The 22,794-nt window shown below is 59.9% G+C and carries 25 protein-coding genes; 15 read left to right on the forward strand and 10 right to left on the reverse strand.

All coding sequences use genetic code 11. From position 1 onward, the window contains the following. Nucleotides 1–178: 178 nt before the first annotated feature. Nucleotides 179–742, forward strand: coding sequence for a DUF924 domain-containing protein (locus H0V78_13195; GenBank protein MBA2352693.1), 564 nt, complete (start codon nucleotides 179–181; stop codon nucleotides 740–742). Nucleotides 743–773: 31 nt separating this feature from the next. Here H0V78_13195 and H0V78_13200 read toward each other — a convergent pair whose 3' ends face one another. Continuing rightward, nucleotides 774–1,568: a fumarylacetoacetate hydrolase family protein gene (locus tag H0V78_13200; GenBank protein MBA2352694.1), complete on the reverse strand. Its 795-nt coding sequence runs from the start codon at nucleotides 1,566–1,568 to the stop codon at nucleotides 774–776. A 171-nt stretch (nucleotides 1,569–1,739) separates the two neighbouring features. After that, nucleotides 1,740–2,768, reverse strand: coding sequence for a prolyl aminopeptidase (pip, locus tag H0V78_13205; GenBank protein ID MBA2352695.1), 1,029 nt, complete (start codon nucleotides 2,766–2,768; stop codon nucleotides 1,740–1,742). 174 nt (nucleotides 2,769–2,942) lie between these two features. On the opposite strand from pip, the gene H0V78_13210 reads away from it, so the two are divergent. Genes H0V78_13210 through H0V78_13235 form a run of 6 tightly spaced genes read left to right on the forward strand, consistent with a single transcriptional unit; the run spans nucleotide 2,943 to nucleotide 8,518 of the window. Beyond that, nucleotides 2,943–4,775, forward strand: coding sequence for a cation:proton antiporter (locus H0V78_13210; GenBank protein MBA2352696.1), 1,833 nt, complete (start codon nucleotides 2,943–2,945; stop codon nucleotides 4,773–4,775). Nucleotides 4,776–4,794: 19 nt separating this feature from the next. Next, on the forward strand, nucleotides 4,795–6,231 hold the full coding sequence (locus H0V78_13215; GenBank protein ID MBA2352697.1) for a class II fumarate hydratase: 1,437 nt from the start codon (nucleotides 4,795–4,797) through the stop codon (nucleotides 6,229–6,231). A 13-nt stretch (nucleotides 6,232–6,244) separates the two neighbouring features. Beyond that, nucleotides 6,245–6,943, forward strand: a complete 699-nt coding sequence (locus H0V78_13220; GenBank protein ID MBA2352698.1) for an SDR family oxidoreductase — start codon at nucleotides 6,245–6,247, stop codon at nucleotides 6,941–6,943. Then, nucleotides 6,937–7,482 carry an MOSC domain-containing protein gene (locus H0V78_13225; protein ID MBA2352699.1) on the forward strand — a complete coding sequence of 182 codons (546 nt, stop codon included), beginning with the start codon at nucleotides 6,937–6,939 and terminating at the stop codon, nucleotides 7,480–7,482. The genes H0V78_13220 and H0V78_13225 overlap by 7 nt, the downstream gene beginning before the upstream one ends. Then, complete coding sequence (locus H0V78_13230; GenBank protein ID MBA2352700.1) at nucleotides 7,482–8,186, forward strand: CoA pyrophosphatase; 705 nt, start codon at nucleotides 7,482–7,484, stop codon at nucleotides 8,184–8,186. The genes H0V78_13225 and H0V78_13230 overlap by 1 nt, the downstream gene beginning before the upstream one ends. Beyond that, on the forward strand, nucleotides 8,183–8,518 hold the full coding sequence (locus H0V78_13235) for a DUF3301 domain-containing protein (protein MBA2352701.1): 336 nt from the start codon (nucleotides 8,183–8,185) through the stop codon (nucleotides 8,516–8,518). The genes H0V78_13230 and H0V78_13235 overlap by 4 nt, the downstream gene beginning before the upstream one ends. On the opposite strand, the gene H0V78_13240 is transcribed toward H0V78_13235, so the two are convergent. Then, on the reverse strand, nucleotides 8,494–8,808 hold the full coding sequence (locus H0V78_13240; GenBank protein MBA2352702.1) for a hypothetical protein: 315 nt from the start codon (nucleotides 8,806–8,808) through the stop codon (nucleotides 8,494–8,496). The genes H0V78_13235 and H0V78_13240 overlap by 25 nt on opposite strands. Before the next feature lie 43 nt (nucleotides 8,809–8,851). Here H0V78_13240 and H0V78_13245 point away from each other — a divergent pair, with 43 nt between their 5' ends. Both H0V78_13245 and H0V78_13250 read left to right on the forward strand, forming a co-directional pair. Then, nucleotides 8,852–9,124 carry a hypothetical protein gene (locus H0V78_13245; GenBank protein ID MBA2352703.1) on the forward strand — a complete coding sequence of 91 codons (273 nt, stop codon included), beginning with the start codon at nucleotides 8,852–8,854 and terminating at the stop codon, nucleotides 9,122–9,124. A gap of 253 nt (nucleotides 9,125–9,377) precedes the next feature. Further along, nucleotides 9,378–9,647: an RNA-binding protein gene (locus H0V78_13250; GenBank protein ID MBA2352704.1), complete on the forward strand. Its 270-nt coding sequence runs from the start codon at nucleotides 9,378–9,380 to the stop codon at nucleotides 9,645–9,647. A 126-nt stretch (nucleotides 9,648–9,773) separates the two neighbouring features. Here the strand turns inward: H0V78_13250 and H0V78_13255 are convergent, their stop codons facing one another. Continuing rightward, entirely contained in the window at nucleotides 9,774–10,205 is a 432-nt protein-coding gene (locus H0V78_13255) for a hypothetical protein (protein MBA2352705.1), read from the reverse strand. A gap of 176 nt (nucleotides 10,206–10,381) precedes the next feature. Here H0V78_13255 and H0V78_13260 point away from each other — a divergent pair, with 176 nt between their 5' ends. Beyond that, the gene (locus H0V78_13260) at nucleotides 10,382–10,885 is read left to right on the forward strand and encodes a GreA/GreB family elongation factor (GenBank protein MBA2352706.1); all 504 of its coding nucleotides are present in this window, start codon (nucleotides 10,382–10,384) and stop codon (nucleotides 10,883–10,885) included. A gap of 101 nt (nucleotides 10,886–10,986) precedes the next feature. After that, the gene (locus H0V78_13265) at nucleotides 10,987–11,934 is read left to right on the forward strand and encodes a CobD/CbiB family protein (GenBank protein ID MBA2352707.1); all 948 of its coding nucleotides are present in this window, start codon (nucleotides 10,987–10,989) and stop codon (nucleotides 11,932–11,934) included. A gap of 9 nt (nucleotides 11,935–11,943) precedes the next feature. Here the strand turns inward: H0V78_13265 and H0V78_13270 are convergent, their stop codons facing one another. Next, nucleotides 11,944–12,279 (reverse strand): cytochrome c, encoded by a 336-nt coding sequence (locus tag H0V78_13270; GenBank protein ID MBA2352708.1) that lies wholly within the window; start codon nucleotides 12,277–12,279, stop codon nucleotides 11,944–11,946. 1 nt (nucleotide 12,280) lies between these two features. Further along, complete coding sequence (locus tag H0V78_13275; protein MBA2352709.1) at nucleotides 12,281–13,537, reverse strand: M48 family metallopeptidase; 1,257 nt, start codon at nucleotides 13,535–13,537, stop codon at nucleotides 12,281–12,283. A gap of 159 nt (nucleotides 13,538–13,696) precedes the next feature. Between H0V78_13275 and orn the strand changes: the two genes are divergently transcribed. The 3 genes from orn to glgP all read left to right on the forward strand — a co-directional run bounded on the left by orn (nucleotide 13,697) and on the right by glgP (nucleotide 17,742). Beyond that, nucleotides 13,697–14,242, forward strand: a complete 546-nt coding sequence (gene orn / locus H0V78_13280; protein ID MBA2352710.1) for an oligoribonuclease — start codon at nucleotides 13,697–13,699, stop codon at nucleotides 14,240–14,242. A gap of 167 nt (nucleotides 14,243–14,409) precedes the next feature. Continuing rightward, a complete protein-coding gene (locus H0V78_13285) occupies nucleotides 14,410–14,943 on the forward strand; it encodes a retroviral-like aspartic protease family protein (GenBank protein ID MBA2352711.1) in 534 nt (177 codons plus the stop codon). Nucleotides 14,944–15,183: 240 nt separating this feature from the next. After that, a complete protein-coding gene (gene glgP, locus H0V78_13290) occupies nucleotides 15,184–17,742 on the forward strand; it encodes an alpha-glucan family phosphorylase (GenBank protein MBA2352712.1) in 2,559 nt (852 codons plus the stop codon). A 97-nt stretch (nucleotides 17,743–17,839) separates the two neighbouring features. Here glgP and glgA read toward each other — a convergent pair whose 3' ends face one another. The 4 genes from glgA to H0V78_13310 form a co-directional block, all read right to left on the reverse strand. Beyond that, entirely contained in the window at nucleotides 17,840–19,375 is a 1,536-nt protein-coding gene (glgA, locus tag H0V78_13295; protein MBA2352713.1) for a glycogen synthase GlgA, read from the reverse strand. Then, complete coding sequence (locus tag H0V78_13300; protein ID MBA2352714.1) at nucleotides 19,353–19,559, reverse strand: hypothetical protein; 207 nt, start codon at nucleotides 19,557–19,559, stop codon at nucleotides 19,353–19,355. Before H0V78_13300 ends, glgA begins: the two co-directional genes overlap by 23 nt. Before the next feature lie 41 nt (nucleotides 19,560–19,600). Beyond that, entirely contained in the window at nucleotides 19,601–21,256 is a 1,656-nt protein-coding gene (gene pgi, locus H0V78_13305; protein MBA2352715.1) for a glucose-6-phosphate isomerase, read from the reverse strand. Between the two features lie 109 nt (nucleotides 21,257–21,365). After that, a complete protein-coding gene (locus tag H0V78_13310; protein MBA2352716.1) occupies nucleotides 21,366–21,899 on the reverse strand; it encodes a phasin family protein in 534 nt (177 codons plus the stop codon). Nucleotides 21,900–22,093: 194 nt separating this feature from the next. On the opposite strand from H0V78_13310, the gene H0V78_13315 reads away from it, so the two are divergent. Continuing rightward, nucleotides 22,094–22,794: EI24 domain-containing protein (locus H0V78_13315; GenBank protein MBA2352717.1), on the forward strand; the 701-nt coding region annotated here is incomplete at its 3' end.

Consider the following 22,794-nt stretch of genomic DNA (forward strand, 5'->3'; position numbering starts at 1 on the left):
CAGGCCTCGCGGGCGCTACCCGCAAACGGGCGGGGTCGCCGCTAACGTGTCCGCGCCCGCCTGGTTGTGGCCGACACAACGGCGCGTCCTGCTTCGCGGCCTGCGCTCAAATTGATCCCGGCGCAGGACTGAATTATTTACGGACAAGCTCTTAACTCCAATCGTCGGCGCCATCGTGATGAATCGCATCGACGACATAATCCTGTTCTGGTTCGGCGACGATGTCGGCACGGCGCGCGAGCAGTGGTTTGCGAAGAGCGCTGCGTTCGATGCCGAAGTACGCAACCGCTTCCTTGCTGATTACAATGCCGCCATCCTGAATCAACTCGACAACTGGCGGAGATCGGCGCGAGGAAGCCTGGCGTTCGTTTTACTGACCGATCAGTTTCCGCGGAATATGTTTCGAGGCGAGAGAGCCGCGTTTGCCAGCGATCCTTTGGCGCTAACGGCGGCGATGGAAGCGGTCGGCAACCAGCTCGACCGCGAGTTGGCGCCTTTGCAGCGCGCGTTCCTCTATTTACCGTTCGAGCACAGCGAAAGCCTCGCGGATCAGGATCGCGCGGTCGAGCTATTCGAAACCATGCGAGCCGAATTTGGCATGGCGAGCATGATCGACTATGCGCACAGACACCGTAAAGTCATTGCGCGCTTCGGTCGTTTTCCGCATCGAAACAAAATCCTTGGCCGCGCTTCGACGCCGGATGAGGAAATGTTTTTGCGAGAGCCCGGATCGTCATTTTAGCGGCGTCCGTCCGATTCGCCGTACAGGAGAGTTATCCGCCAATCCGGTTGCGCATCATGCCGATCCCGGCAATCTCGGTCTCGAGCACGTCGCCTGGCTTCAGCCATTCCGGCGGCGTGCGGGCGAAGCCGACGCCTTGCGGCGTCCCTGTCGAAATGATGTCGCCGGCCTCCAGAGTCATCCCCAGCGAGAGTTCGGCGATCAGACGCGGGATTTTGAAATACATGTACCGCGTATTCGAATCCTGCTTGGTCTCGCCGTTTACGCGCGTCGTCACCCGCATGTTGGCTGGATCGATCTCGTCGGCGGTGACGAGGCACGGGCCCATCGGGCAACTGCCGTCGAGGCTTTTTCCCTTCAGCCATTGGCCACCGTGCCGCTTCTGCAAATCACGCGCCGAAACGTCGTTGACCACCGTGTAGCCAAACACATGCTTGAACGCATCGGCTTCGGAAATATTCTTGCCGGACTTGCCGATGACCACGCCGAGCTCGACTTCCCAGTCGATTTTTTTCGAGACCCCGGGATCGAACGGGACAGGATCGAATGGTCCGGTCACGGCTGTCACCGCCTTGCTGAAAAAAACCGGATGTTGCGGCAGCTCCTGCGCGGTTTGGCGAAAGCGCTCGCCCTCTTCGAAATGTTCGAGATAATTCCAGCCGACACAAAAAACATTTTTGCGCGGCCGTGGAATCGGCGCGAAGATCTGAATCTGGTCGAGTGCGAAATCGGCGTCGTCATTGCGCGCTGCGATCTCGCGCACCGCAGCCAACCCCGCTTCCGCGGATACGATCAGGGAAATCATGTCGGCTGCATCGAACGGCATGCGCACGCTGGCGCGTTCGGCGCCTGACGCCAGGTCAAGGACGCCGTCCTCGCGCAACAATCCCAATCTTGCCGCGCGGTTGCCTGCACGGCTGAAGGTGACGAATTTCACGAGTCGGTTTTCTCTTTAAGTGGATCGATGCAGCGGCTGGCGCAGGCGCGTCGCGAGGCGTTATTTCAGCAGTCGCTTGAAATGTTCGGTTGCCGAAACGAGATCGACGCTGATGCCGGGCTCCCATGCCGAATGCCCGGCATCGGGGACGATGATGTATTCGGCCTCCGGCCAGGCACGGGTCAGATCGAACGCCGAGACGATCGGACAAACCGCATCATAACGGCCTTGAACGATGGTCGCGGGAATGCCGCGCAGCTTGTCGACGTTTTGCAGCAAGGCATTGTCCGGCAGAAAAATGTCGTGACTGAAGTAGTGCGCCTCGATGCGAGATAACCCCAGCGCAACATTGTCGGAAGCGAAATAAGCGACCGTGTCGGCGCTTGGCAGCAAGGTCGAGCACGACCCTTCATAGACGCTCCAGCAACGCGCGGCCGGCATGTGAATCGCGGGATCGGGATCGATCAGGCGCCGATAATAGTTGCCGAGCAGATCGTTGCGCTCGGGTTCCGGCAGAAAACCTGAAAACGTATCCCACGCCTCCGGAAACAGATTCTTCAGCCCGTACAAAAACCAGTCGATCTCGCTTTTGCGGCACAGGAAAATGCCGCGCAACACGAAACCGGCGCAGCGTTGCGGATGAGTTTCGCCGTACGCCAGCGCCAGGGTACTGCCCCACGAGCCGCCAAACACCAGCCAGCGTTCTATATTCAGGTGGCGGCGCAGCTTCTCTATATCGGCGATCAAATGCGACGTCGTGTTGTTGCGCAATTCGCCGTGCGGTTGCGAGCGGCCGGCGCCGCGCTGATCGAAAATGACGATTCTGTAAAACGCCGGATCGAAAAAACGCCGGTGCGCGGCTGAACTGCCGGCACCCGGCCCACCGTGCAGGAAAACGGCCGCCATGCCTTGCGGGTTGCCGGATTCTTCCCAATACATGCTGTGCAGATCGTCGAGCTGCAGCATGCCGGAAGCGTTCGGCTGGATCGCCGGGAAAAGCTGGTCGCGGCTTTTGGACGAAAAGGCGGACGAGCTTGCGCATGAGATTGCCGACGAGGCAAGGGGCGCTGGGGTATTGGTCACTGTCATTAGCATCGAGGTGAGAATCGACGATGTCGGCACAAGCCGACTATCGACTATGGCGAGGCCGGAAAGCGTAAAATCGATGAAGCGAATCCAGCACGCATTTTACTGAACTGCAGCGCCCCGCGGTAGAGCGGCGGTGTTCCTGCTCGCGGACGACACCCTTCAATTAATTCCCAGATGAGCCTGATCGCACAAATCGCGATTTTCCTCGGCGCCGCGGTCGTGGTCGTGCCGCTCTTCAATCGGCTCGGTATGGGATCGGTGCTGGGCTATCTGGCCGCCGGCGTGCTGATCGGGCCCTGGGGTTTCGGCGCGATCAGCGAAGTCACGGCGATCTACCATTTTTCCGAGTTCGGCGTCGTGCTGCTGCTGTTCATTATCGGCCTCGAATTGCAGCCGTCGCGGCTCTGGGTGCTGCGCCGTTCCGTGTTCGGGCTGGGGACGGCGCAGGTGCTGGTGACCGGCGCCGCGCTTGCACTGGCCGTCTGGTCTCTGGGTATCGAGATCAAGGCCGCGGCGGTTGCCGGGCTCGGCTTGGCGTTGTCGTCGACCGCGTTCGTGCTGCAAATACTCGCCGAGAAAAACCAGTTGACCGCGCGCCACGGCCGCGATTCGTTCGCGATTCTGTTGTTTCAGGATCTCGCGGTCATTCCGATGCTGGCGTTGCTGCCGCTGCTCGGCGCCGGGCTCGGCGAAGCCGGATTGGCCGCCGAGGTAGCGTCGCCAAGCGCATGGCTAGGCGTCGGCAAAGCACTCGCGGCGATTGCCGTGATCATCGTTGGCGGCAGGCTGCTGCTGCGCCCGGTCTTCAAGGCGGTCGCGATGAGCCGCGGCCAGGACATTTTTACCGCCGCGGCGCTGCTCGTGGTCATTGCGACCGCGCTCTTGATGCAGGCGGTCGGGTTATCGATGGCGTTGGGCGCGTTTCTCGCCGGTATGCTGCTGGCCGATTCCGAATATCGGCACGAAATCGAAGCCAATACCGAGCCGTTTAAAGGGTTGCTGCTCGGCCTGTTTTTTATCGCGGTCGGCATGTCGGCGAATATCGGTTTGATCGGCGCGCAACCTTTGCAGGTGATCGGTCTCGCGATCGCGCTCATGAGCATCAAATTCGTCGTGCTGTTCGCGATCGGAAAATTCGGCGGCGCAAGCACCCGCAGCGCCAGCAATCTGGGCGTCGCACTCGCGCAGGGCGGCGAATTCGCTTTCGTGCTGTTCGGCGTCGCCGCCAGCTATCGGATCATGAGCCAGGATTTGAGCGAGCTCTTGGTCGTCGTCGTCACCTTGTCGATGGCCGCGACACCGATCCTGTTCGCGTTGAACGAACGAATTGTGCAACCCTTGTTTACCCGAAAACAAACCGGCGAGGAACAGTACGACCGCATCGATGAAGACGAAAACAAGGTCATCATCGCCGGTTTCGGCCGCTTCGGCCAGATCGTCGCGCGCGTGCTGCGTATCCATAAAATCGCCTTCACGGCGATGGAAATCAATCCGTCGCAGGTCGATTTCGTGCGCCGCTTCGGCAACAAAATCTACTATGGCGACGCCTCGCGGCTCGATCTCCTGCGCGCCGCGCATGCCGGCCAGGCCTCAATATTCGTGCTCGCCATCGACGACATCGAAGCCTCGCTGCGGACTGCCGAAACCGTGCGCCGGCATTTTCCGAAACTCGCTGTCTATGCGCGCGCCCGCAATCGTTATCACGCTTACAAGCTAATGGATCTGGGTGTGACCATCGTCAGCCGCGAAACCTTTCTCTCGAGCCTCGATCTTGCCCGCCAGGTGCTGCTTGGCCTCGGTGTCGGCGCAAACGAAGCGAGCCGCGGGGTCGCTACCTTCCGCGAGCACGATGAAGCGCTGCTTCTGCGCCAGCATGCGATTTACACGGATGAGGCGGCGCTGATCCAGTCGGCGAAGCAGGCCACGCAGGAGCTGGAAAGCCTGTTCGAGTCCGATGCGGCGCACAAGCCGGCTGTCGAAAAAACCGCTGCAGGCGGACTGGTCTAAGGACATTGCCGAGGCCGATATGGGTGAATTCCGCGCAGAAAACGATTCGATGGGCGTCATGCAGGTTCCCGTCTGGGCGCTGTGGGGCGCCAGCACCCAGCGCGCTATCGAAAACTTTGCAGTCAGCGGGCGCGCTGTGCCGCTCGAGCTGATCCACGCCTATGGCCTCTTGAAAGCTGCCTGCGCGAAGGCGAACCGGACGCTCGGCAAACTCGATGAAGCGCGAGCAAACGCGATCATCGATGGCGCAGGCGAAATCGCCCGCGGCGAACTCGACCGTCATTTCGTCATCGACGTGTTTCAAACCGGATCGGGCACCAGCACCAACACCAACGTCAACGAGGTCATCGCCAATCGCGCCAGCCAGAAAGCCGGCCTCGCCATCGGTTCGAAAACGCCTTTGCACCCGAACGATCACGTCAATCTCGGCCAATCGAGCAACGACACGTTTCCGGCCGCGCTGCACATCGCGGCAGCGCTGGCGTTGTCCACGCAGCTGGTTCCGGCACTGCAAAAATTGCGGCAAGAGCTGACCCGACTCGCGCGCGACACTGACGGCATCGTCAAGATCGGCCGCACGCATTATATGGATGCGACGCCGATCCGCGCGGGCCAGGTGTTTTCCGGATATGCCGCGCAGGCGGAAAACGCGATAGCGCGCGCCAATCGCGCGATCGATGTATTGCGCGAACTGCCGATCGGCGGCACCGCGGTCGGAACCGGGCTGAATACGCATGCCGAATTCGGCGCGAGCGTCTGCGAGGAACTGACGCGCGCAACGGCAGTCCACTTTTACGAGGCGCGCAATCACTTCGAAGCGCAGGCGGCGCGGGACGGTGTGGTCGAGGCTTCGGGCAGCCTGAAGACGATCGCCGTGAGCCTGTCGAAAATCGCCAACGACATCCGCGTCCTCGGCAGCGGGCCGCGCTGCGGCATCTTCGAGCTGAGTTTGCCGGCGACCCAGCCCGGCAGTTCGATCATGCCCGGCAAGGTCAATCCGGTCATGTGCGAATCGGTTATCCAGGTCGCGGCGCGTGTGATCGGCAATGACAGCGCAATAACCTATGGAGGCTTCGGCGGCGTCGGCTCGATACTCGAACTGAATGTCGCCATGCCGCTTTTGGCCGACGCGCTGCTCGAATCGATACGCCTGCTCGGCAACGTCTCCGTCCTCTTCGTCGACAAGCTGCTGGCCGGACTGCAGGTGAATCGGGAAAGATGCGAAGCGCTGATCGAGCAATCGCTGATGATGGTCACGAGCCTGGCGCCCGCGCTGGGCTACGAGCGCGCGGCGAGGCTTGCCCAGCAAGCGTTCGCGGAAGGCCGAACCATACGCGAGCTCGCACGCGAACAATGCCTGCTCGATGACGACACGCTCGATGCCTTGCTCGATCCGCGTGCTATGACAGAACCCGGCGGCGGTGACGATTCCACCGGCGATTCCACAGGCGTTTAGGAGCGGACCAGGAATGATCAAGAAAATCGCAGTCGTCACCGGCGCCAACCGTGGCATCGGTCTGGAGATTTGCCGTCAACTCGCCGGGAAAGGGCTGCACGTCCTGTTGACCAGCCGCGATCGCGCCAAAGGCGAAGCCGCTTGCGCCAGCCTCGGCGATCAAAACGTGCGCTTTGCCGAGCTCGATGTCGCCGATGCCGCAAGCATAGAGCGTTTTGCGGAATTCCTGAGCGACGAATACGGCGCAGCCGATGTGCTCGTCAACAACGCCGGCGTCATGCTCGATGCGAAAGGCGCGCGCGTGCTGACTTCGCCGGTCGATGTTTTCAAACGGACCATGGATGTCAATGTCTTTGGTCCCTTGCTGTTGTGCCAGGCGCTGGTTCCGCTGATGCGCAAACGCGATTACGGGCGCGTCGTCAATCTGTCGAGCGGCATGGGGCAACTCGCCGATATGCAGGATGGCACGCCGGCTTACCGCATGTCGAAAACTGCGCTGAACGCGCTGACGCGAATGCTGGCGGCCGCTTCGCGCGATGCCAATATTCTCGTCAACGCGATGTGTCCGGGCTGGATCAAGACTGATATGGGCGGGCCGGGCGCGACGCTTTCGGTCGCGGAAGGCGCCGATACCGCGGTCTGGCTCGCGACCTTGCCCGACGATGGTCCGCGCGGCGGACTGTTTCGCAGCCGCCAGCCGATTCCATGGTAGCAAATGCGCCGCACTGGCCGCCGCGCGAGTCGGCGCTCGGATCGCTGATGGTGTGCGTCGCTCAGCCCGGCGTATTGCGCTGGATCGGTGTACGGCCAGCGTATCGCGCACCCGTGCAGATCGTCGAACAGGCCGACGTCGAAGCCGAACGCGGCGTGATCGGTGATCGCAGCGCATTCAAAAGCGGCGGCAAGCGCCAGGTAACGCTGATCCAGTTCGAACATCTCGCCGTGATCGCAGCGCTTTGCGGGCGGCGTGACGCAGCGCCCGAGCTGTTGCGACGCAATTTTGTCGTATCCGGAATCAACCTGCTGGCGCTGAAGCGCGCTCGCTTCAGCGTCGGCGCTGCGTTGTTCGAAGGCAGCGGCTTGTGTCAGCCGTGTTCGCGCATGGAAGATACGTTGGGGCGCGGCGGCTATAACGCGATGCGCGGTCACGGCGGCATCACTGCCCGAGTGCTCGCTGGCGGCAAAATCAATCTGGGCGATCAGATTGTGATGATCGAACTTGGGCCGCGCTTGGCCGAGGACGAAGAATAATGGCGGGCGAACGAAAGCGGGTGGACGAAAGAGAGGCGGATCCGGTAGCCGGATCGGCGGAAACTCGCACCGAAGCCCGCTTGCCGTTCAGCGAGGCATCGGATTTTGCGCGCGGCATTGCAAACGAGAGCACGCGGGAAACAATCCGGCGCAAGCTGGCTGCGGTTAACCTCACGAGCAATGCATCCGCGCCATCGTCGCGATCGATACCGGCAGCCGTGCTGGTGCCGCTGGCCAATCGTGAGGACGGCGTGACGATATTACTGACGCAGCGCAGCCCCGACCTGATTGCGCATGCCGGGCAGATCAGCTTTCCTGGCGGCTGTGTCGAAGACGGCGATGAAGATAGAGTTGCCACGGCATTGCGAGAGGCGAACGAGGAAGTCGGCCTGGCGCGCGGTGCAATCGACGTGCTGGGAGCGTTGCCCGATTACGAGGTGCTGACGGGATTCGTCATCACGCCTGTCGTTGGCTGGATCGAGCCGCCGATCGCATTGCGCCTGCAAATTTGCGAAGTTGCCGAGGTATTCGAAGTGCCGCTGGCGTTTTTTCTCGACCCGGCAAATCATCGGCGGCTCAGCCATTCAATAAATGGCGCCAGCCGCGATTACTGGACGATGCCATTCGAGGGCCGCCATATCTGGGGCGCGACCGCCGCAATCCTGGTTTCGCTGTACGAGGTTTTGCGCAGTCCGGCGCCATGACGGAAATGTTCGCAATCGCCGGTTTTCTCGCAGCCGGCGGCTTCTGGCTTTCGGCAATGCGCGCACGTGAGATCGCGATCAATGCGGCGCGTCGCGCGTGCGAAGCAGATTGGGTGCAGTTTCTCGACGACACCGTCGCGCTGTCGCGGCTCTCGCTCAAGCGGCAAAGCGGCCGCAACTTGCGGTTTGCGCGAACCTATCGCTTCGAGTTCAGCGACACCGGGAATAATCGTTTGCACGGGTCGGTGCAGTTGCTGGGCGCGCGGCTTGTGACCGTCCATCTGGAACCGCATCGCCTGGACCCGGCTCAAGATCTGAGCGCGTTGGTTTGAGGGTGGTCCGGGAGTGAGAGTGCGCGGTGGCAGGTGGGCGGCGCAGCGGCATTGCGCGCGTCCCGGACGAAACCCTTTTGCATCAATTCAGCCAGGCTTTTCTCGTCACCGCCGAGTGCGACTGCCTTCGCGACAAGCGCTTCCACGGTTGCCGTGCCGTCGATGATGATGAGAATGGAGCGCAGGCGGGATGGCAGCTTATAGAAGCGCGAGTCAATCTCATCGACGCCTTTGGCGGTTTTGGTCAGAACAGTTTTGTTGTCCACCAGTCGGATGCCACGGCCAGCCAAGGTTGTGGCACTATTAAACTCTTTAAGAGTCGTTAAAACATATATGTCATACCCCGATGAAGATCAGGTTTCATTGCTGCGCAGCCAGATTGAAATGCTGATAGCCGAGCGCGAGAATTTGCTGCGTGTGGTTGGGGCGGCGGCTGCTTTTGTGGCCGAGCTGGATAGTAAAACGCTGCCTGAGGATACCTATGAAGCGGCAGAACTGCTTGCCGAGTCATTGAACGATTTGCCCGAAGACAGCCTGCGCGATGCATTGGAGCGGGTCAAGGCGACCATGAGCGCAGATCGTGATCTGAGCGCGCAACACGGTTAGTCTTGATTGACGCGGGCCCGATTCGCTTTTTGCGGAGTGCGTTTGATTCGCAAGCCGCGAGCGGGTCCAGTGTCTCCGGGCTTCGCCATCGAAGATGATTCGACAGCCGCGCTGCCGCGGGAAGGTCGCGTTTATGTTAAAGTGACGAACCAAAATCACCGCCGCAAGCGTTACAACAAGAACGCCCAATGCGCGGAAACGAACGCAGACTCGTAACGAGCGCGCTCGCACCAAGTCACTGTCAGGAGAATACATGAACATATTTGTCGGCAATCTCGCACCCGAGGTCGATGAAGCGGATCTCAAGCAATTGTTTGAAGGCTCGGGTCAGGTCAAATCGGTCCAGATCGTCAAGGACCTGTTCAGCGGTGTGTCGAAAGGATTCGGATTCGTCGAAATGCCCGGCAAAGCGCATTCGCTCGCGGCAATTTCCGGCTTGAATGGCAAGGAATTCAAGGGCCAGGCGCTGAAAGTCAATGAAGCGAGGCCCAAGACCAACGGCCGTGGCGGACGTCGCCGCTGATTTACTGCTTCTTCGTCCCGGTTCGCTTCAATCAGCCTTGCAATAGATACGCTTCTTAAGCGACAGGCACGATACGCGCACGCGGGTTCGTAAGCCGCACAGCGGTTGCGATGGAAGGAGCGGGCTTCATCTCAACCGTTGCAATGCCAGCATGACCGCTTCGCGTGTTTCGGCAATCTGCGCATTGACGCGTCCGGCTGCGGCTGCATCGTCTTCCAGCAGTTCCCAGTTCTCCTGCCAGATTTGCAACAATCTGTCGGCGGCCTTCGGCGCCGGTGCGGGAATCACCCTGCTCAGGTCGCGGATCAGCGCCACCCGTCCCCAGCCCGTGATCGGATTGCCCAGAGCCCGGTCTTTCTGGTAATGCGCGTAATCGGCGATCAACTGCAGTTCGCCGAGATTTTTCAGCACTTCGAAAGCGGCGATTCGTATGCTGTGGTTTTCCTCGACCACGGCGTCGCGCCAGGAGTTGTAAGCGAGGCCGGACAAGGCGACGACCAGACTGATGATCGCGACCGAATGCGCTTTGAGTTGATTAACTACGCTCGATTTCGGCATTTGTTTGCGCGGTGTATGCGTGGGCGCGTCATGTTCATTTCATTGATTTTCACTATAATGAGAGTGCCTTTGTCGAGCGCGCTTCTTTCCTGCTGGTCTGCCACGGGTTTGTACCGCGAACACAGTCCATTTCTTCCTCCTCTTTTTCCGATATTGTCTCCGGAGAGTCAGACGTTGTGAGCAGAGCTTTTGTAAAGGAAGACGACGTCAACCTGAGCGCGGAGGAGGGTTTTGAGCGGCCGCAAAGTCCGCATCCGAATTATGTCACGGCGCGAGGCCTCGCCAAACTGACGGAGCAGTACCAGGCGCTGCAGAGCAAGCGCAGCGAACTCGCGGCCGCCGATGATGCGCTGGCGCGGCAACAACTGGCCGGCGTCGAGCGCGATTTGCGCTACTTCCAGCGTCAGCTCGAATCGGCAATTCCGGTTGATCCAGCGGTTCAACCACGCGACGAGGTGCATTTTGGCGCAAGGGTTGAAGTGATCGACGAAGCAGGGCAGAGCCATCATTTCAGCCTGGTCGGCGAAGATGAAGCGGATGCTGGCAGTGGCTGCGTCAGCTGGATTTCGCCGCTCGCCAAAGCCCTCAACGGTTCAAGCGTGGGCGATACGGTGATATGGAAACGCCCGGCCGGCGATCTTGTTCTGGAAATTGTCTCCATCGAATATCCCGTGGATTGACCATGGCGCCGCGCCGTTCTCGCTGGATCAGCCAGCATTTCGTGAATTGCGCAGCCGTGCATATGCACCGCATTCAAATCGCTTGCTAGCGGAAGGGCGACATGGCTTTGCTATCCATACTTGCCGCGTTGTTGATTGAGCAGTGGCGGCCGTTGCCGCGCAGAAACAGCGTGGTCCGGATGTTCGAGGATTACGCCGCGAGGTTGAGCGCAGTTTTTAATGGCGGCGAGCGCTGGCATGGGATGGTTGCGTGGCTGCTTGCCGTGTTGCTGCCGGTGGTCATCGGTGGCGGCATTTATTATTTGCTCAATGAGGCGAGCCCGGCGCTCGCCTTGCTGTGGAACGTCCTCGTGCTCTATCTGACGATGGGCTTGCGCCAGTTCAGTCATGCGTTCACGGCGATCGTCGCAGCGCTGAGCCGCGGCGATCTCGATATTGCGCGTGAGCTTTTGCAAGAGTGGCGCGGCCTGCCGACCAATGAATTCAATCGCGTCGAAACCGCCAGAGTTTCCATCGAGCACGGGCTAATCTATTCGCACCGCTACGTGTTCGGCATCATTTTCTGGTTCATCGTGCTGCCGGGGCCGATCGGGGCGATTCTGTATCGCTGCGCCGCGTTGCTGAACGATCAATGGGCGAACCGCACTGAACCCGGCTCCAGTATATTCGGCGGCGAACGCGCGTTCGGGAATTTTGCTGCGCAGGCGTTTGAGATGGTCGATTGGCTGCCGGTGCGGCTGACCGCAATCAGCTTCGCGATCGTCGGCGATTTCGAGGACGCGATCTACTGCTGGCGCTCGCAGGCATTGTCGTGGGCCTATCCGCCGCATGGCATCGTGCTGTCGAGCGGCGCAGGCGCGCTCGGCGTGCGCCTTGGGGAGGCATTGCATGAGTACGGCAGCCTGGTCTACCGGCCCGAGATCGGCGTTGGCGATGAAGCCGACGTCGGTTACATGCAAAGCACGGTAGGGCTGATCTGGCGTGCGCTGGTGCTATGGCTGTTGCTTTTGTTTCTGGTTGCCATCGCCAATTGGGTCGGCGGCGCCTGAAGCGCCAGATTATTCGAACTTATAGAACTCGCGGTTCAGATAAGCCGCGATATGCGCCTCATCTTCCGGGAACAGGTTTGCGCCGAGGTTGGCGTTGCAGCTGCGGATTTGTGAGATCAGTTGCTCTGGCGTTTTAACCTTGCGCTCCGGGCGCGTAAACATCTTGCTGCCGTCGCCGCCGAACATCGCGACGTGACACGCTCCGCAGTTCTTCCCGGTGAACAGGTTTTTTCCCTTGTCCGCGTTGCTGCCGGCAAATGGCGCGGCAGGGAGCAGCGAGGGGAGCGATGCCAAAATCACCGTTACCACGATTGCGCTGATGGACTGGCGGCAGATGGATTTCATCTCAAAAGAAATAATGCGCGCCCTGCAGTCGTTGAATGCGCGACGCCGCGGGCGGGTGTGAATCGTAGAATGCCGAATGCAGCGGATCGGGCGTCAAGGTCGATGCATTGTCCTTGTACAAGGTGACAAGCGCGCGCATCAGGTCGGCGGCCGACGCATGTTGCGCAGCGTATTCGTCGGCCTCGAATTCGTGTTTGCGCGAGTAAAGCGCCATCAGCGGCTGCAGCAGGAACGTGAATACCGGCGCGACCATGACGAATAGCAGCAAAGCCATCGCGGTCGATGGTTCAGCTACGCCCAGGCCTTGATAGAACCACTCCTTGTCGATCAGAAAACCCAGCACCCACAGGAAGGCGAGGCTGACGGCGAACGTCCACGCCATGCGTTTGATCACATGGCGCAGCTTGAAATGGCCAAGCTCATGGGCCAGCACCGCCTCGATTTCGGCCGGCTGCAAGCGCGCCAGCAGCGTATCGAAGAACACGATACGCTTGGCCTTGCCGAATCCGGTGAAGTACGCGTTGCCATGATTGCTGCGCTTGGATCCATCCATCACGAACAGCCCCTGCGACGTGAAACCGCATTTTTGCAGCAACGCTTCGATGCGCGCTTTCAATGCCATATCCTGCATCGGTGAAAATTTGTTGAACAGCGGCGCGATGTAAGTTGGGTAGATCGCGAGTGCGAGCACATTGAAGGTCATCCACGCCAGCCACACGTAAAACCACCAGTTGTCGCCCATCCTCGCCATCAGCCACAGCACGAGCAGCAAAAGCGGCAAGCCGAAAACCGCGGCGAGCAAGGCCTGCTTCAGCAAATCGCCGAAGAAGAGCTTCAGCGTCATCTTGTTGAAGCCGAAACGCGCTTCGACGGCGAACGTGCGATAGAGGCTGACCGGGATTTCGATCAAAGTCATGAGCACGAACGCGCTGACGATAAGCGCCATGCCGTGGGCAAGGCCGCCGCCGTCGCCGAGAACGCCGCGCCAGAAGGTATCGAGGGCCTGCAAACCGCCCCCCAGCGTGAACAGCAGCAGGACGGCGAGCTCAACGCCGATGCCGGCCATGTTCAGGCGTGTTTTGGCGCTGCTGTAATCGGCGGCTTTCTGATGCGCGGCGAGGCTGATCTGCTCGCTGAAACCGGCCGGGACCGCGTTGCGGTGCGCCTGGATGTAGCGCACATGGCGCGACGCCAGCCATAACCGGGTGGCGGTTGCAAGCGCCAATGCGGCGAGGAAGACCAGCGTGAATGTTGCCATTTTTGTTAATCCATCACGAACAGTTTGAACAAGCGATTTTGGCCGTCAGCGTCCTCAATCAGACCGTTAAGCGCGTTCGGCCCGACACATTTCGCCGAACGCATTCGACAGACTGCCAGCTATGACAAAATAGCGGCTTTAGAATTCCTCTAAACGATTATGGCACAAGACAGCACGCATCTCATCTGGATCGATATGGAAATGAGCGGACTCAGCCCCGAGCGCGACACCATACTCGAGATCGCGCTGGTCGTGACCAACGCCCAGCTCGAGACGGTTGCCGAAGCGCCGGTACTGGTCGTCCACCAGGCCGTCGGGGTGCTGGACGCGATGGATGACTGGAACAAGTCGACCCATGCCAAATCCGGATTGATCGAAAAAGTCAGGGCATCGACCTTGACAGCGGCACAGGTCGAAACGCGGATGATCGAGTTTCTGGCGCAATATTCGCCGCCCAGAAGTTCGCCGATGTGCGGCAATTCGATCTGCCAGGATCGACGCTTTCTGGCGCGGCACATGCCCGCGCTCGAAGCTTTTTTTCATTACCGGAACCTGGACGTCAGCACTTTGAAGGAGCTCGTGAAACGCTGGCGTCCCGAACTCGTCCCGGGTTTCGCCAAGCACGGCAAACATGAAGCGCTGGCCGACATTCACGAATCGATCGCCGAACTCAAATATTATCGCGAACATTTCATACGCGGCTAAACGATTGCAAAACCGCTGTTACCGATGCCGTGACACCCGTCTCGCAGTATTCTCTCGGCGCGTCAGCGAGAGCCCGCCCCCTATCCGAAATCCAGAAACTTCGATATGCCCGAACCGCGATCGCATCGCGCTCTCTAACCATCTCTTCCCATAAGGTTGCGAGCCGCATGAACAATACTTCCAATCCCCATCGCCGTTCGGGGGTCGCGATGCTGGTTGTTGCCTGGCTGCTGCTATTCGGCGGCGGCTACTGGTTCTTCGAGAACTGGAGCGCGCGGCAATACAATCCGAACGCCGACCTCGCGCAGCAACAAGACGTTGCCGAAGTCGTGCTCGAACGCAACCGTCTTGGACATTACGTCGCAGACGGAGAAATCAACGGCCAGCCGGTGACCTTCCTGCTCGACACCGGCGCTTCGCAGATTGCCCTCTCGACCAGGCTGGCGCGCGAGCTTGGCCTCAAATTTCGCGGTGCGGTGACCGTGCAGACCGCCAATGGCTATGTCAGCGGTTTTCAGACCCGCCTCGAAAGCGTGCGCCTCGGCTCGATCGAACTGCACGGTGTCACCGCACTCGCAACCGACGGCATCGATTACGAGACAGTGCTGCTCGGCATGAGCTTTCTGAAACACGTCGAGTTCTCGCAGCGCGGCTCGCTCCTCACGCTGAAGCCGATCGCGGATCAGGGAAGCTTCGAATAAGCCGCCATCGCCCGCCATTTCCGCGCATGCGAATGCAGCGGCTTCGCGCGACCAGATAGCTGGACAATTCCTGACTCCCGTCCCCGGCTCAAGGCCTGCCGGGACAAGCTTCGCGGGAATGACGACGCTCCCTGTTTTACATCGCTGTCCGCGGTCGCGGCACGGATTGCACTGCTTGTCATCTCGCGTTGCGTCAATCAGCTACAATTCCGCGTTACGCACGCACTATGGAGCAAGCCTATGCAACGCAGCACTGCGCAAATCATCGAAGTCAAACCAAAAATTCCGGCCCGCCTCGCGCGTTTGGAAGAACTCGCGAACAATCTCTGGTACAGCTGGGATAAGCCGACGCGGACCCTGTTCGCGCGCTTACACCCCGGCCTGTGGGATTCCGTCGGCCACAACCCGAAAGCGTTCCTGAAACGCATAGACGAGCACCGCCTGAACGAGGCCGCCGATGATCCGGTTTTCCTCGGCAACTTCAATCGTGTGCTTTCCGAATACGACACATATCACAATGAACCTCTACGCCGCAACGGCTCCGAGTGGCTGCGGCAGAACGATACGATCGCTTATTTCTGCGCCGAATTCGGATTCCACGAAAGCTTCCCGATTTACTCGGGCGGCCTCGGCATTCTGGCTGGCGACCATTGCAAATCGGCGAGCGACATTCGCCTGCCGCTGGTCGGCGTCGGCCTTCTCTACCGGCAAGGCTACTTCCACCAGACCATCGATCACGAAGGCCGGCAACAGGCCGCGTATTCCGATTCGGATTTCGACGACTTGCCGATCACACCGGTCACGCGCGCCGACGGAGCCGATTTGCACGTGCGTGTCGAATTGCCCGGGCGTGACGTCGCGGTCAAGGTCTGGCGTGCGCGCGTCGGCCATATCAAGCTGTTTCTGCTCGATACCGATCTCGAAGAAAACTCGACGCACGATCGCGATATCGCGCATCGCTTGTACGGCGGCGACCGCTCGACGCGCATCGAGCAGGAAATCGTGCTCGGCATCGGCGGCGTGCGCGCGCTCAACGAAATGAATATCCTGCCGTCGGTCTGGCATATCAACGAAGGCCACGCCGCATTCATGCTCATCGAGCGCATGCGCAAGCTGGTGTCGCAGGGGCTCGATTTTCCGAGCGCGCTCGAGGCAGTCGCCGTCAACACGGTATTCACAACGCATACGCCGGTCGCGGCCGGCCATGATCATTTCGATCGGGCGATGATTTCGTCGTATTTCGAGCGCTACTGCGCCGACTTGAAGATCGGCAAAGACGAATTTTTCGAGCTCGGCCACGCGCCCGGCGACCCCGATTTCAACATGACCGCGCTGGCCATTCACGTATCGCGTTTTCATAATGGCGTCAGCCGCATTCACGGCGGCGTTTCCTCGCAGAATTGCAGCGGGCTGTGGCCGCAGATCGAGCCGCAGGAAAACCCGATCAACTACATCACCAACGGTGTGCACGTCCCGACTTTCCTGGCGCAGGAATGGGCGGATTTGTTCGAACGTTTTCTCGGCTTCGAATGGACGCACAAGATGAGCGATCGAGCGTTCTGGCAGCGCATCATCGAGATCCCCGATCATCTGTTCTGGAGTATGCGTCAGGCGCTGAAGTCGCAGATGTTGGATCTCGTGCGCCATCGCGTGGCCGAGCAGCACTATCGCAATCACGGCTCGGAAGCCCATCTGGAAAGGCTCCTGAAGTTCGCGGATCCGGTCAATCCGAGCGTGCTGGTGATCGGATTCGCGCGCCGCTTCGCGACGTACAAAAGGGCGACCTTGCTGTTCGATAATCTCGAATGGCTGCGTGAAATCATCGGCGATCCGAAGCGCCCGGTGCTGTTCATTTTCGCCGGCAAGGCGCACCCGGCCGACGAGCCCGGCCAGGCGTTGATCCGCCGCCTTACGCAAATTTCGCGCATGCCGGAGTTCGAAGGCCGGCTGCTGCTGCTCGAAGGTTACGACATGCGTCTGGCGAGGCGGCTGGTGTCGGGTGTCGATGTGTGGCTGAACAATCCGGTTTACCCGCTGGAAGCGTCGGGCACTTCGGGAATCAAGGCTGGCATCAACGGCGTGATCAATCTCAGCGTGCTGGATGGCTGGTGGGGCGAGGGCTACGATGGACTGAACGGCTGGGCGATCAAACCGGCGTCGCAAAAACTCGACGACAGCCGGCGCAACGCCGAAGAGGGCCAGACGCTGTACGAGATTCTGCAGGATCAGGTTCTGCCGCTCTACTACCAGTCGAATAACGTCGGCTATTCTCCTGGCTGGGTCGCCATGGCCAAGCATTCGATCGCGAGCCTGTTGCCGCGTTTTTCATCGGCGCGCATGGTCGCTGAATACCTGAGCAAATTCTATCTCCCCGCCACCCAGCAGGGCCGGCGCTACGCACACGGCGAGTTTGCAAACGCCAGATTGATCGCGGCGTGGAAGAGCCGCGTGCGCGCCGCTTGGCCCGGCGTCGTGCTGCGCGGACTGAATGTCGCGCCGCGCAGCATCGCTTTCGGCGAAAGTTTGCGCTTCGATGTGGCGATCAAGCTGAATGGCCTGAAATCCGAAGACGTCGTGATCGAAATGCTTGTGGCTCGCCAATCCAAGTTGGACAAGCTGAAAGAATCGACGCGTCATCGCTTCGAATCGACAGGCGTCAAAAACGAAGCCGGCGAGGATTTATTCGCACTCGAGTTGACGCCAAAATTGTGCGGCAAACTCGAATACCGGATCAGGGTTTATCCGCACCACGAACTGCTGACCCACCCGTTGGAGATGGGCATGATGTTGTGGTTGTAGGTCGGGGGACCAGGGGCGGGCCGGGGTCAAGGGAAAAGCGCGGCGGGACTCTGTTCCCTTGAAAATGGGAGAGGGATTCAAGCGCTCCCCGTCGCGGCTAATGCCCGATCAACGCGCGATAGACATCGACATATTCCCGCGCGGCTGCCTTCCAACTGAAGTCGCGGGCCATGCCGTTTCGCTGAATATCCCGCCATAGCGGCTTGTCGCGCCAGGCCGCTATGGCGCGCATCACCGCCGCAAGGAAAGCGGCGGCGGTCGCATCGACGAAGACAAAGCCAGTCGAGAGCCCGGCCGGATTATCGCGGTCGCTGGCTTTTGCGCCGTCGTAATCGACGACTGAATCGGCGAGCCCCCCGGTCGCGCGCACGACAGGCGGCGTGCCGTAGCGCTGGCTGTACATCTGGTTCAATCCAGACGGTTCGAAGCGCGACGGCATCAGAAACATATCGGCGCCGGCTTCGATCAGATGCGCGAGCGCTTCATCGAATTCGTGGCTGACCGCGATGCGGCCCGGGTGCAGTCTCGCCAGGTCGCCGAGGCTCTCCTGCAGGTCGGCATCACCGGTGCCGAGGATGGCGATTTGCGCAGGCGTTGCGGCAAGAGCGGCCGCAATCTCGAGCAGCAGATCGAAGCCTTTTTGATGCGTGATGCGGCTCACCATGCCAAACAGCGGAATGTCCACATCGGCCGCCAGTCCAAGCCGGTTTTGCAGCGCCAGTTTGTTGGCCGCTTTATCCTCCACGGTTTGCATGGTGTAGCGCCGCGCAATCAGAGTGTCCCGCGCCGGGTCCCACGTCTCGTCATCGATGCCGTTGAGGATTCCCGAGAGCGCCCCGGCGCGGCTCTTCAGCAGCCCCTGCATGCCGAAGCCGAGCGCTTCGGTCTGGATTTCCGCGGCGTAGGTCGGGCTCACCGTCGTAATGCCATCCGCGTAAAACAAGCCGGCCTTCAGGAACGACAGTTTGCCGTGAAACTCGAGTCCGTCGACGGCAAACGACGCGGCCGGCAAACCGAGTTCAGGGACAGTCGATGGCGGAAAAATTCCCTGGAATGCAAGGTTGTGAATGGTGAACAGCATTCGCGGCGCCGTCACGGCAGGGCTCGAATCGGAAGCGGCGGTGAATCGCAGATACGCCGGAATCAGCCCGCATTGCCAGTCGTTGCCGTGCACGATGTCCGGCTGCCACGACAGGGGGCTGTCTTCGCCCGCCAGCAGTGCGGCAACGCGCGACAAAAAACCAAAGCGCAGCGCATTATCGGGCCAGTCGGCGCCTTGCTCATCCTGATAAGGCCCGCCGCTCCTCTGAAACAAGGGTGGGCAGGCGATCAAGAGCAGCGGTATGTCACTGGGAAGTTTGGCGGAAAGCAGCGTCGCCGGCGGAAAATGCGGCAACACGATGGCCGCGAGCCTGCGCTTGTAGCGCAGCCTGGTCAGGACGCTGTCATAGCCGGGAACAAGGACGCGCACATCCACGCCAGCTTCACGTAATGCCGCTGGTAACGCGCAACTGACGTCGGCGAGGCCGCCGGTCTTTATCAGCGGCGCGACTTCCGAGGTGACGTAGAGAACGCGCGTCCGACTGGGCGCGATTTGTCTGTCGGCAGGCTTACTCGAGGCGGATTTCGCCATCGAAGCTGATATCGAGATCGATTTCGTCTATGCGCAACTGCATGCGAGCCGGAAACGAAGCGTTGCCGCCGATTTTCTTTTCGGCCAATGCGCGGACCACCGCCTGCTCGATTTCGTGCTGCGATTTTACGCCGACCATTTTCAGAAACTTGCGGATGCTGATATTGAAGGTGTCGTCATTCATGGCGCGCCTCGGTGGGGATGCTCGCGCCATTATCGGCGTATTCAGTTTGCGGCGTCCAGCCGCCAGCGTTTGCAGGCGTTGATCAAGCCATTGGTTGATGCATCGTGCGCCTTCACCGGTTGATCATCGACGAGTTCAGGCAGAATTTTGCTTGCCAGCTCTTTGCCGAGTTCGACGCCCCATTGATCGAACGAATTGACGTCCCAGATGACGCCTTGCACGAACACCTTGTGCTCGTATAGCGCGATCAGGCTGCCCAGCGTTTGCGGATCGAGCTTGCCCAGAAGAATCGAATTGCTCGGCTTGCCGCCGGGGAAGGCTTTATGTGGAGCCAGTTTGTCTATCGCTTCCTCATGCAAACCGCGCGATTTCATCTCGGCTCGCGCTTCGTCCTGCGTTTTGCCGCGCATGAGGGCTTCGCTTTGCGCAAAAAAATTCGCCAGCAGCATGCGGTGATGTTCGCCGAAAGGGTAGTTGGAGGTGACTGCGGCGATGAAATCTGCCGGTATCAGCCGGCTGCTCTGGTGCAGCAATTGATAGAACGCGTGCTGACCATTGGTCCCTGGTTCGCCCCAAACGACAGGCCCGGTCGCGTATTGCAAAGTCTCGCCGTTGCGCGCTACGCGTTTGCCGTTACTTTCCATATCGAGCTGCTGCAAAAAGGCCGGAAGCCGTCGCAGATTCTGTGCGTAAGGGAGGACGGCATGCGTTTCGGCACCGAAGAAATCGCTGTACCAGATTCCGAGCAACGCCAGAATGACCGGCATGTTGGCGGCAAGCGGCGCTTCCAGAAAGTGCTGGTCCATGCGGCGCGCGCCGGCAAGCAAAGCGCGGAAATTCGCCATGCCGATGGCAATGGCGATCGACAGCCCGACCGCCGACCACAAGGAATAGCGGCCACCGACCCAGTCCCAAAACTCGAATACATTTTCCGGCGCCATGCCGAACCTGGCAACTTCCGCACGATTGGTCGAGACGGCTACGAAGTGCTTCGCAATCGCACCCTCGCCGCCGGCTTTTTCCATCAGCCAGGTTCGCGCCGAGTGTGCGTTGGCGAGCGTTTCCTGGGTCGTGAATGTTTTCGACACAACAATGAAAAGCGTGGTTTCCGGACTGAGCTTAGTCAGCGTCTCGAACAGATGCGCGCCGTCGACATTGGAGACGAAATGCGAATTGAGATGCGACGCTGCATAGGGCTTCAATGCGGCGGTCACCATGGCCGGGCCGAGATCGGAACCGCCGATGCCGATGTTGACGATATCGGTGAACGCCTTGCCGGTATGCCCGCGCAGCTGGCCTCTGCGCACTGCCTCGCTGAATGCCTGCATCTGGTCGAGCACACGATGGATATCCGGAATCACATCCTTGCCGTCGACGGCAATGGTCTGATCGCGCGGCGCCCGCAGCGCGGTATGCAAAACGGCTCGCTGCTCCGTCAGGTTGAATTTTTTACCGCGGACCATCTGCCTCGCTGCTTTTTTCACGCCGCGTTGTTCGGCCAGCTGGATCAGCAGGGCCAAGGCTTCCGCATCGATCAGGTTCTTCGAGTAGTCGAGCAGGATGCCGTCGCAGCATAGCGAGAATTTATCGAAACGCAGCGGATCGCGTTCGAACATGCCGCGCAACGAAGCTTGCGCCAGATTGTCGTGACTGCTTTGCAGGGCCCGCCAGACGGGTAGTTCGTTCAACAAGGTCATCGAGGTGAAGAGGAGGAGTTGGCGCGAAGGGTGCGATCGGCAAAATAATAGCCGATAAAATCAAAAGCCCCGCGCGGGCGAGGCCTTAATTATCACAGACGCTGTGTGCTCATTTCCTTTTGCCGCCGCTTGAGGTATTGGCTTCCATAATCTCCGCGGCGTGGCGCCTGTTTTCGTTTGCCTGACGCCCGCCTTTCGCCAGCGTGTCATAGGCGGTGTTTGCAGCCGCGATCGCGGTGCGCATCGCCGCGCTTGCCAAATCCGAGCCGATCGGGTTCGAGGTCACGGTTTTATCGAGCAGAAAAACCAGACGACGATTGAACTCCGATACCTGTTGGCTAAAAACCTTGTTGAGTTCATTCTGCGTCTCGCTGGCAATCTGGTAAGCATTGCGCGAGTATTCGAGCGCCGTTTCGAACGCCGGGCGCACGATCGAGGTCTGAACTTCCGTCAGCTCTCTGGCGTCCGAGGCATCGGCCAAGGCCCTTGCAGTCTTCGCGTTGTCGCCGAGCGCGCGCTTCGCGGCATTCAGTTGCAGTTCCAGCATGCGCTGGCTTCCTTCAAGCGCGACATTGGCGAAACTCATCGCGGCTTCGAGATTCTGTTTGGAAAACGCTGCAAATTGTTCAGGAATCGCGTTCATGACATTTCTCCTTGGGGATAAGGAAATCAGGATCAAAAATCACGCCCCGCACTTCTGGTGCAGTGCACCAATATTGTAGCCAATCCTGTCACGGCTTTCAATAAGGCCGTTATCATGAGACCGTCCGATCATGGCTTTACCGAGCACTCTGTGTATCGCGTCACGGCGAAGCCTTTATTTCAAACGGAGACTGAATGTCCGAGGTGATCGAAGCGCTGCTGCGCGCGCTCAAGACGTTGCTGCATCCACGCATGCTGGCGCTGGTACTGTGGCCGATGATCGCAGCGCTATTGCTTTGGAGCAGTGTTGGTTGGTTCTTCTGGGATGACTGGGTTAGCTCGGCGAGCACACTGGTCGCCCGCACCGAGGTCGACGATTTCCTGATGCGCTGGGAGCTGAACGCGGTGGCCAGCACGCTTATCATTCTGCTGGTTCTCAGTCTTTTGATGCCGGTCGTGCTGGTCACGGCGCTGCTGATCGCGGCTTTGTTTGCCATGCCCCTGATGGTGCGGCACGTCGCAGCCAGGGACTTTCCGGGTCTGGAAGCGCGCGATGGCGCGAGTTTCGCAGGAAGCGTCTGGAACGCGATCGTTTCGGTCGTCGTATTCGGTGTGCTGTGGGTTGTCACTCTGCCGCTATGGCTGCTTGGTCCGCTTGCGGTCGTTATCCCGATCGCGTTGTCGGCATACCTGAATCAGCGGCTTTTTCGTTACGACGCGCTGGGCGAGCACGCGAGCAAGCAGGAATTCGAACAGGTGCTCGAACGCTCCGGCAACCGGCTTTATGTCCTCGGCGCCCTGGCTGGTCTGTTGCATTACGTGCCGTTATTGAATCTGTTTTCGCCGATCTATACCGGTCTTGCCTTCATTCATTTTTGCCTTGCTGAACTGCGGGA

It is taken from the genome of Burkholderiales bacterium, assembly GCA_013695435.1.
Lineage (GTDB): Bacteria > Pseudomonadota > Gammaproteobacteria > Burkholderiales > JACMKV01 > JACMKV01.

What these genes read in the sequence shown, in the direction of transcription:
- H0V78_13195 (MBA2352693.1), top strand. Translation starts at nt 179, where the DNA reads ATGAATCGCATCGACGACATAATCCTGTTCTGGTTCGGCGACGATGTC.
- H0V78_13200 (MBA2352694.1), bottom strand. Translation starts at nt 1,568, where the DNA reads ATGCCGTTCGATGCAGCCGACATGATTTCCCTGATCGTATCCGCGGAA.
- pip (MBA2352695.1), bottom strand. Translation starts at nt 2,768, where the DNA reads ATGACAGTGACCAATACCCCAGCGCCCCTTGCCTCGTCGGCAATCTCA.
- H0V78_13210 (MBA2352696.1), top strand. Translation starts at nt 2,943, where the DNA reads ATGAGCCTGATCGCACAAATCGCGATTTTCCTCGGCGCCGCGGTCGTG.
- H0V78_13215 (MBA2352697.1), top strand. Translation starts at nt 4,795, where the DNA reads ATGGGTGAATTCCGCGCAGAAAACGATTCGATGGGCGTCATGCAGGTT.
- H0V78_13220 (MBA2352698.1), top strand. Translation starts at nt 6,245, where the DNA reads ATGATCAAGAAAATCGCAGTCGTCACCGGCGCCAACCGTGGCATCGGT.
- H0V78_13225 (MBA2352699.1), top strand. Translation starts at nt 6,937, where the DNA reads ATGGTAGCAAATGCGCCGCACTGGCCGCCGCGCGAGTCGGCGCTCGGA.
- H0V78_13230 (MBA2352700.1), top strand. Translation starts at nt 7,482, where the DNA reads ATGGCGGGCGAACGAAAGCGGGTGGACGAAAGAGAGGCGGATCCGGTA.
- H0V78_13235 (MBA2352701.1), top strand. Translation starts at nt 8,183, where the DNA reads ATGACGGAAATGTTCGCAATCGCCGGTTTTCTCGCAGCCGGCGGCTTC.
- H0V78_13245 (MBA2352703.1), top strand. Translation starts at nt 8,852, where the DNA reads ATGTCATACCCCGATGAAGATCAGGTTTCATTGCTGCGCAGCCAGATT.
- H0V78_13250 (MBA2352704.1), top strand. Translation starts at nt 9,378, where the DNA reads ATGAACATATTTGTCGGCAATCTCGCACCCGAGGTCGATGAAGCGGAT.
- H0V78_13255 (MBA2352705.1), bottom strand. Translation starts at nt 10,205, where the DNA reads ATGCCGAAATCGAGCGTAGTTAATCAACTCAAAGCGCATTCGGTCGCG.
- H0V78_13265 (MBA2352707.1), top strand. Translation starts at nt 10,987, where the DNA reads ATGGCTTTGCTATCCATACTTGCCGCGTTGTTGATTGAGCAGTGGCGG.
- H0V78_13270 (MBA2352708.1), bottom strand. Translation starts at nt 12,279, where the DNA reads ATGAAATCCATCTGCCGCCAGTCCATCAGCGCAATCGTGGTAACGGTG.
- H0V78_13275 (MBA2352709.1), bottom strand. Translation starts at nt 13,537, where the DNA reads ATGGCAACATTCACGCTGGTCTTCCTCGCCGCATTGGCGCTTGCAACC.
- orn (MBA2352710.1), top strand. Translation starts at nt 13,697, where the DNA reads ATGGCACAAGACAGCACGCATCTCATCTGGATCGATATGGAAATGAGC.
- H0V78_13285 (MBA2352711.1), top strand. Translation starts at nt 14,410, where the DNA reads ATGAACAATACTTCCAATCCCCATCGCCGTTCGGGGGTCGCGATGCTG.
- glgP (MBA2352712.1), top strand. Translation starts at nt 15,184, where the DNA reads ATGCAACGCAGCACTGCGCAAATCATCGAAGTCAAACCAAAAATTCCG.
- glgA (MBA2352713.1), bottom strand. Translation starts at nt 19,375, where the DNA reads ATGGCGAAATCCGCCTCGAGTAAGCCTGCCGACAGACAAATCGCGCCC.
- H0V78_13300 (MBA2352714.1), bottom strand. Translation starts at nt 19,559, where the DNA reads ATGAATGACGACACCTTCAATATCAGCATCCGCAAGTTTCTGAAAATG.
- pgi (MBA2352715.1), bottom strand. Translation starts at nt 21,256, where the DNA reads ATGACCTTGTTGAACGAACTACCCGTCTGGCGGGCCCTGCAAAGCAGT.
- H0V78_13310 (MBA2352716.1), bottom strand. Translation starts at nt 21,899, where the DNA reads ATGAACGCGATTCCTGAACAATTTGCAGCGTTTTCCAAACAGAATCTC.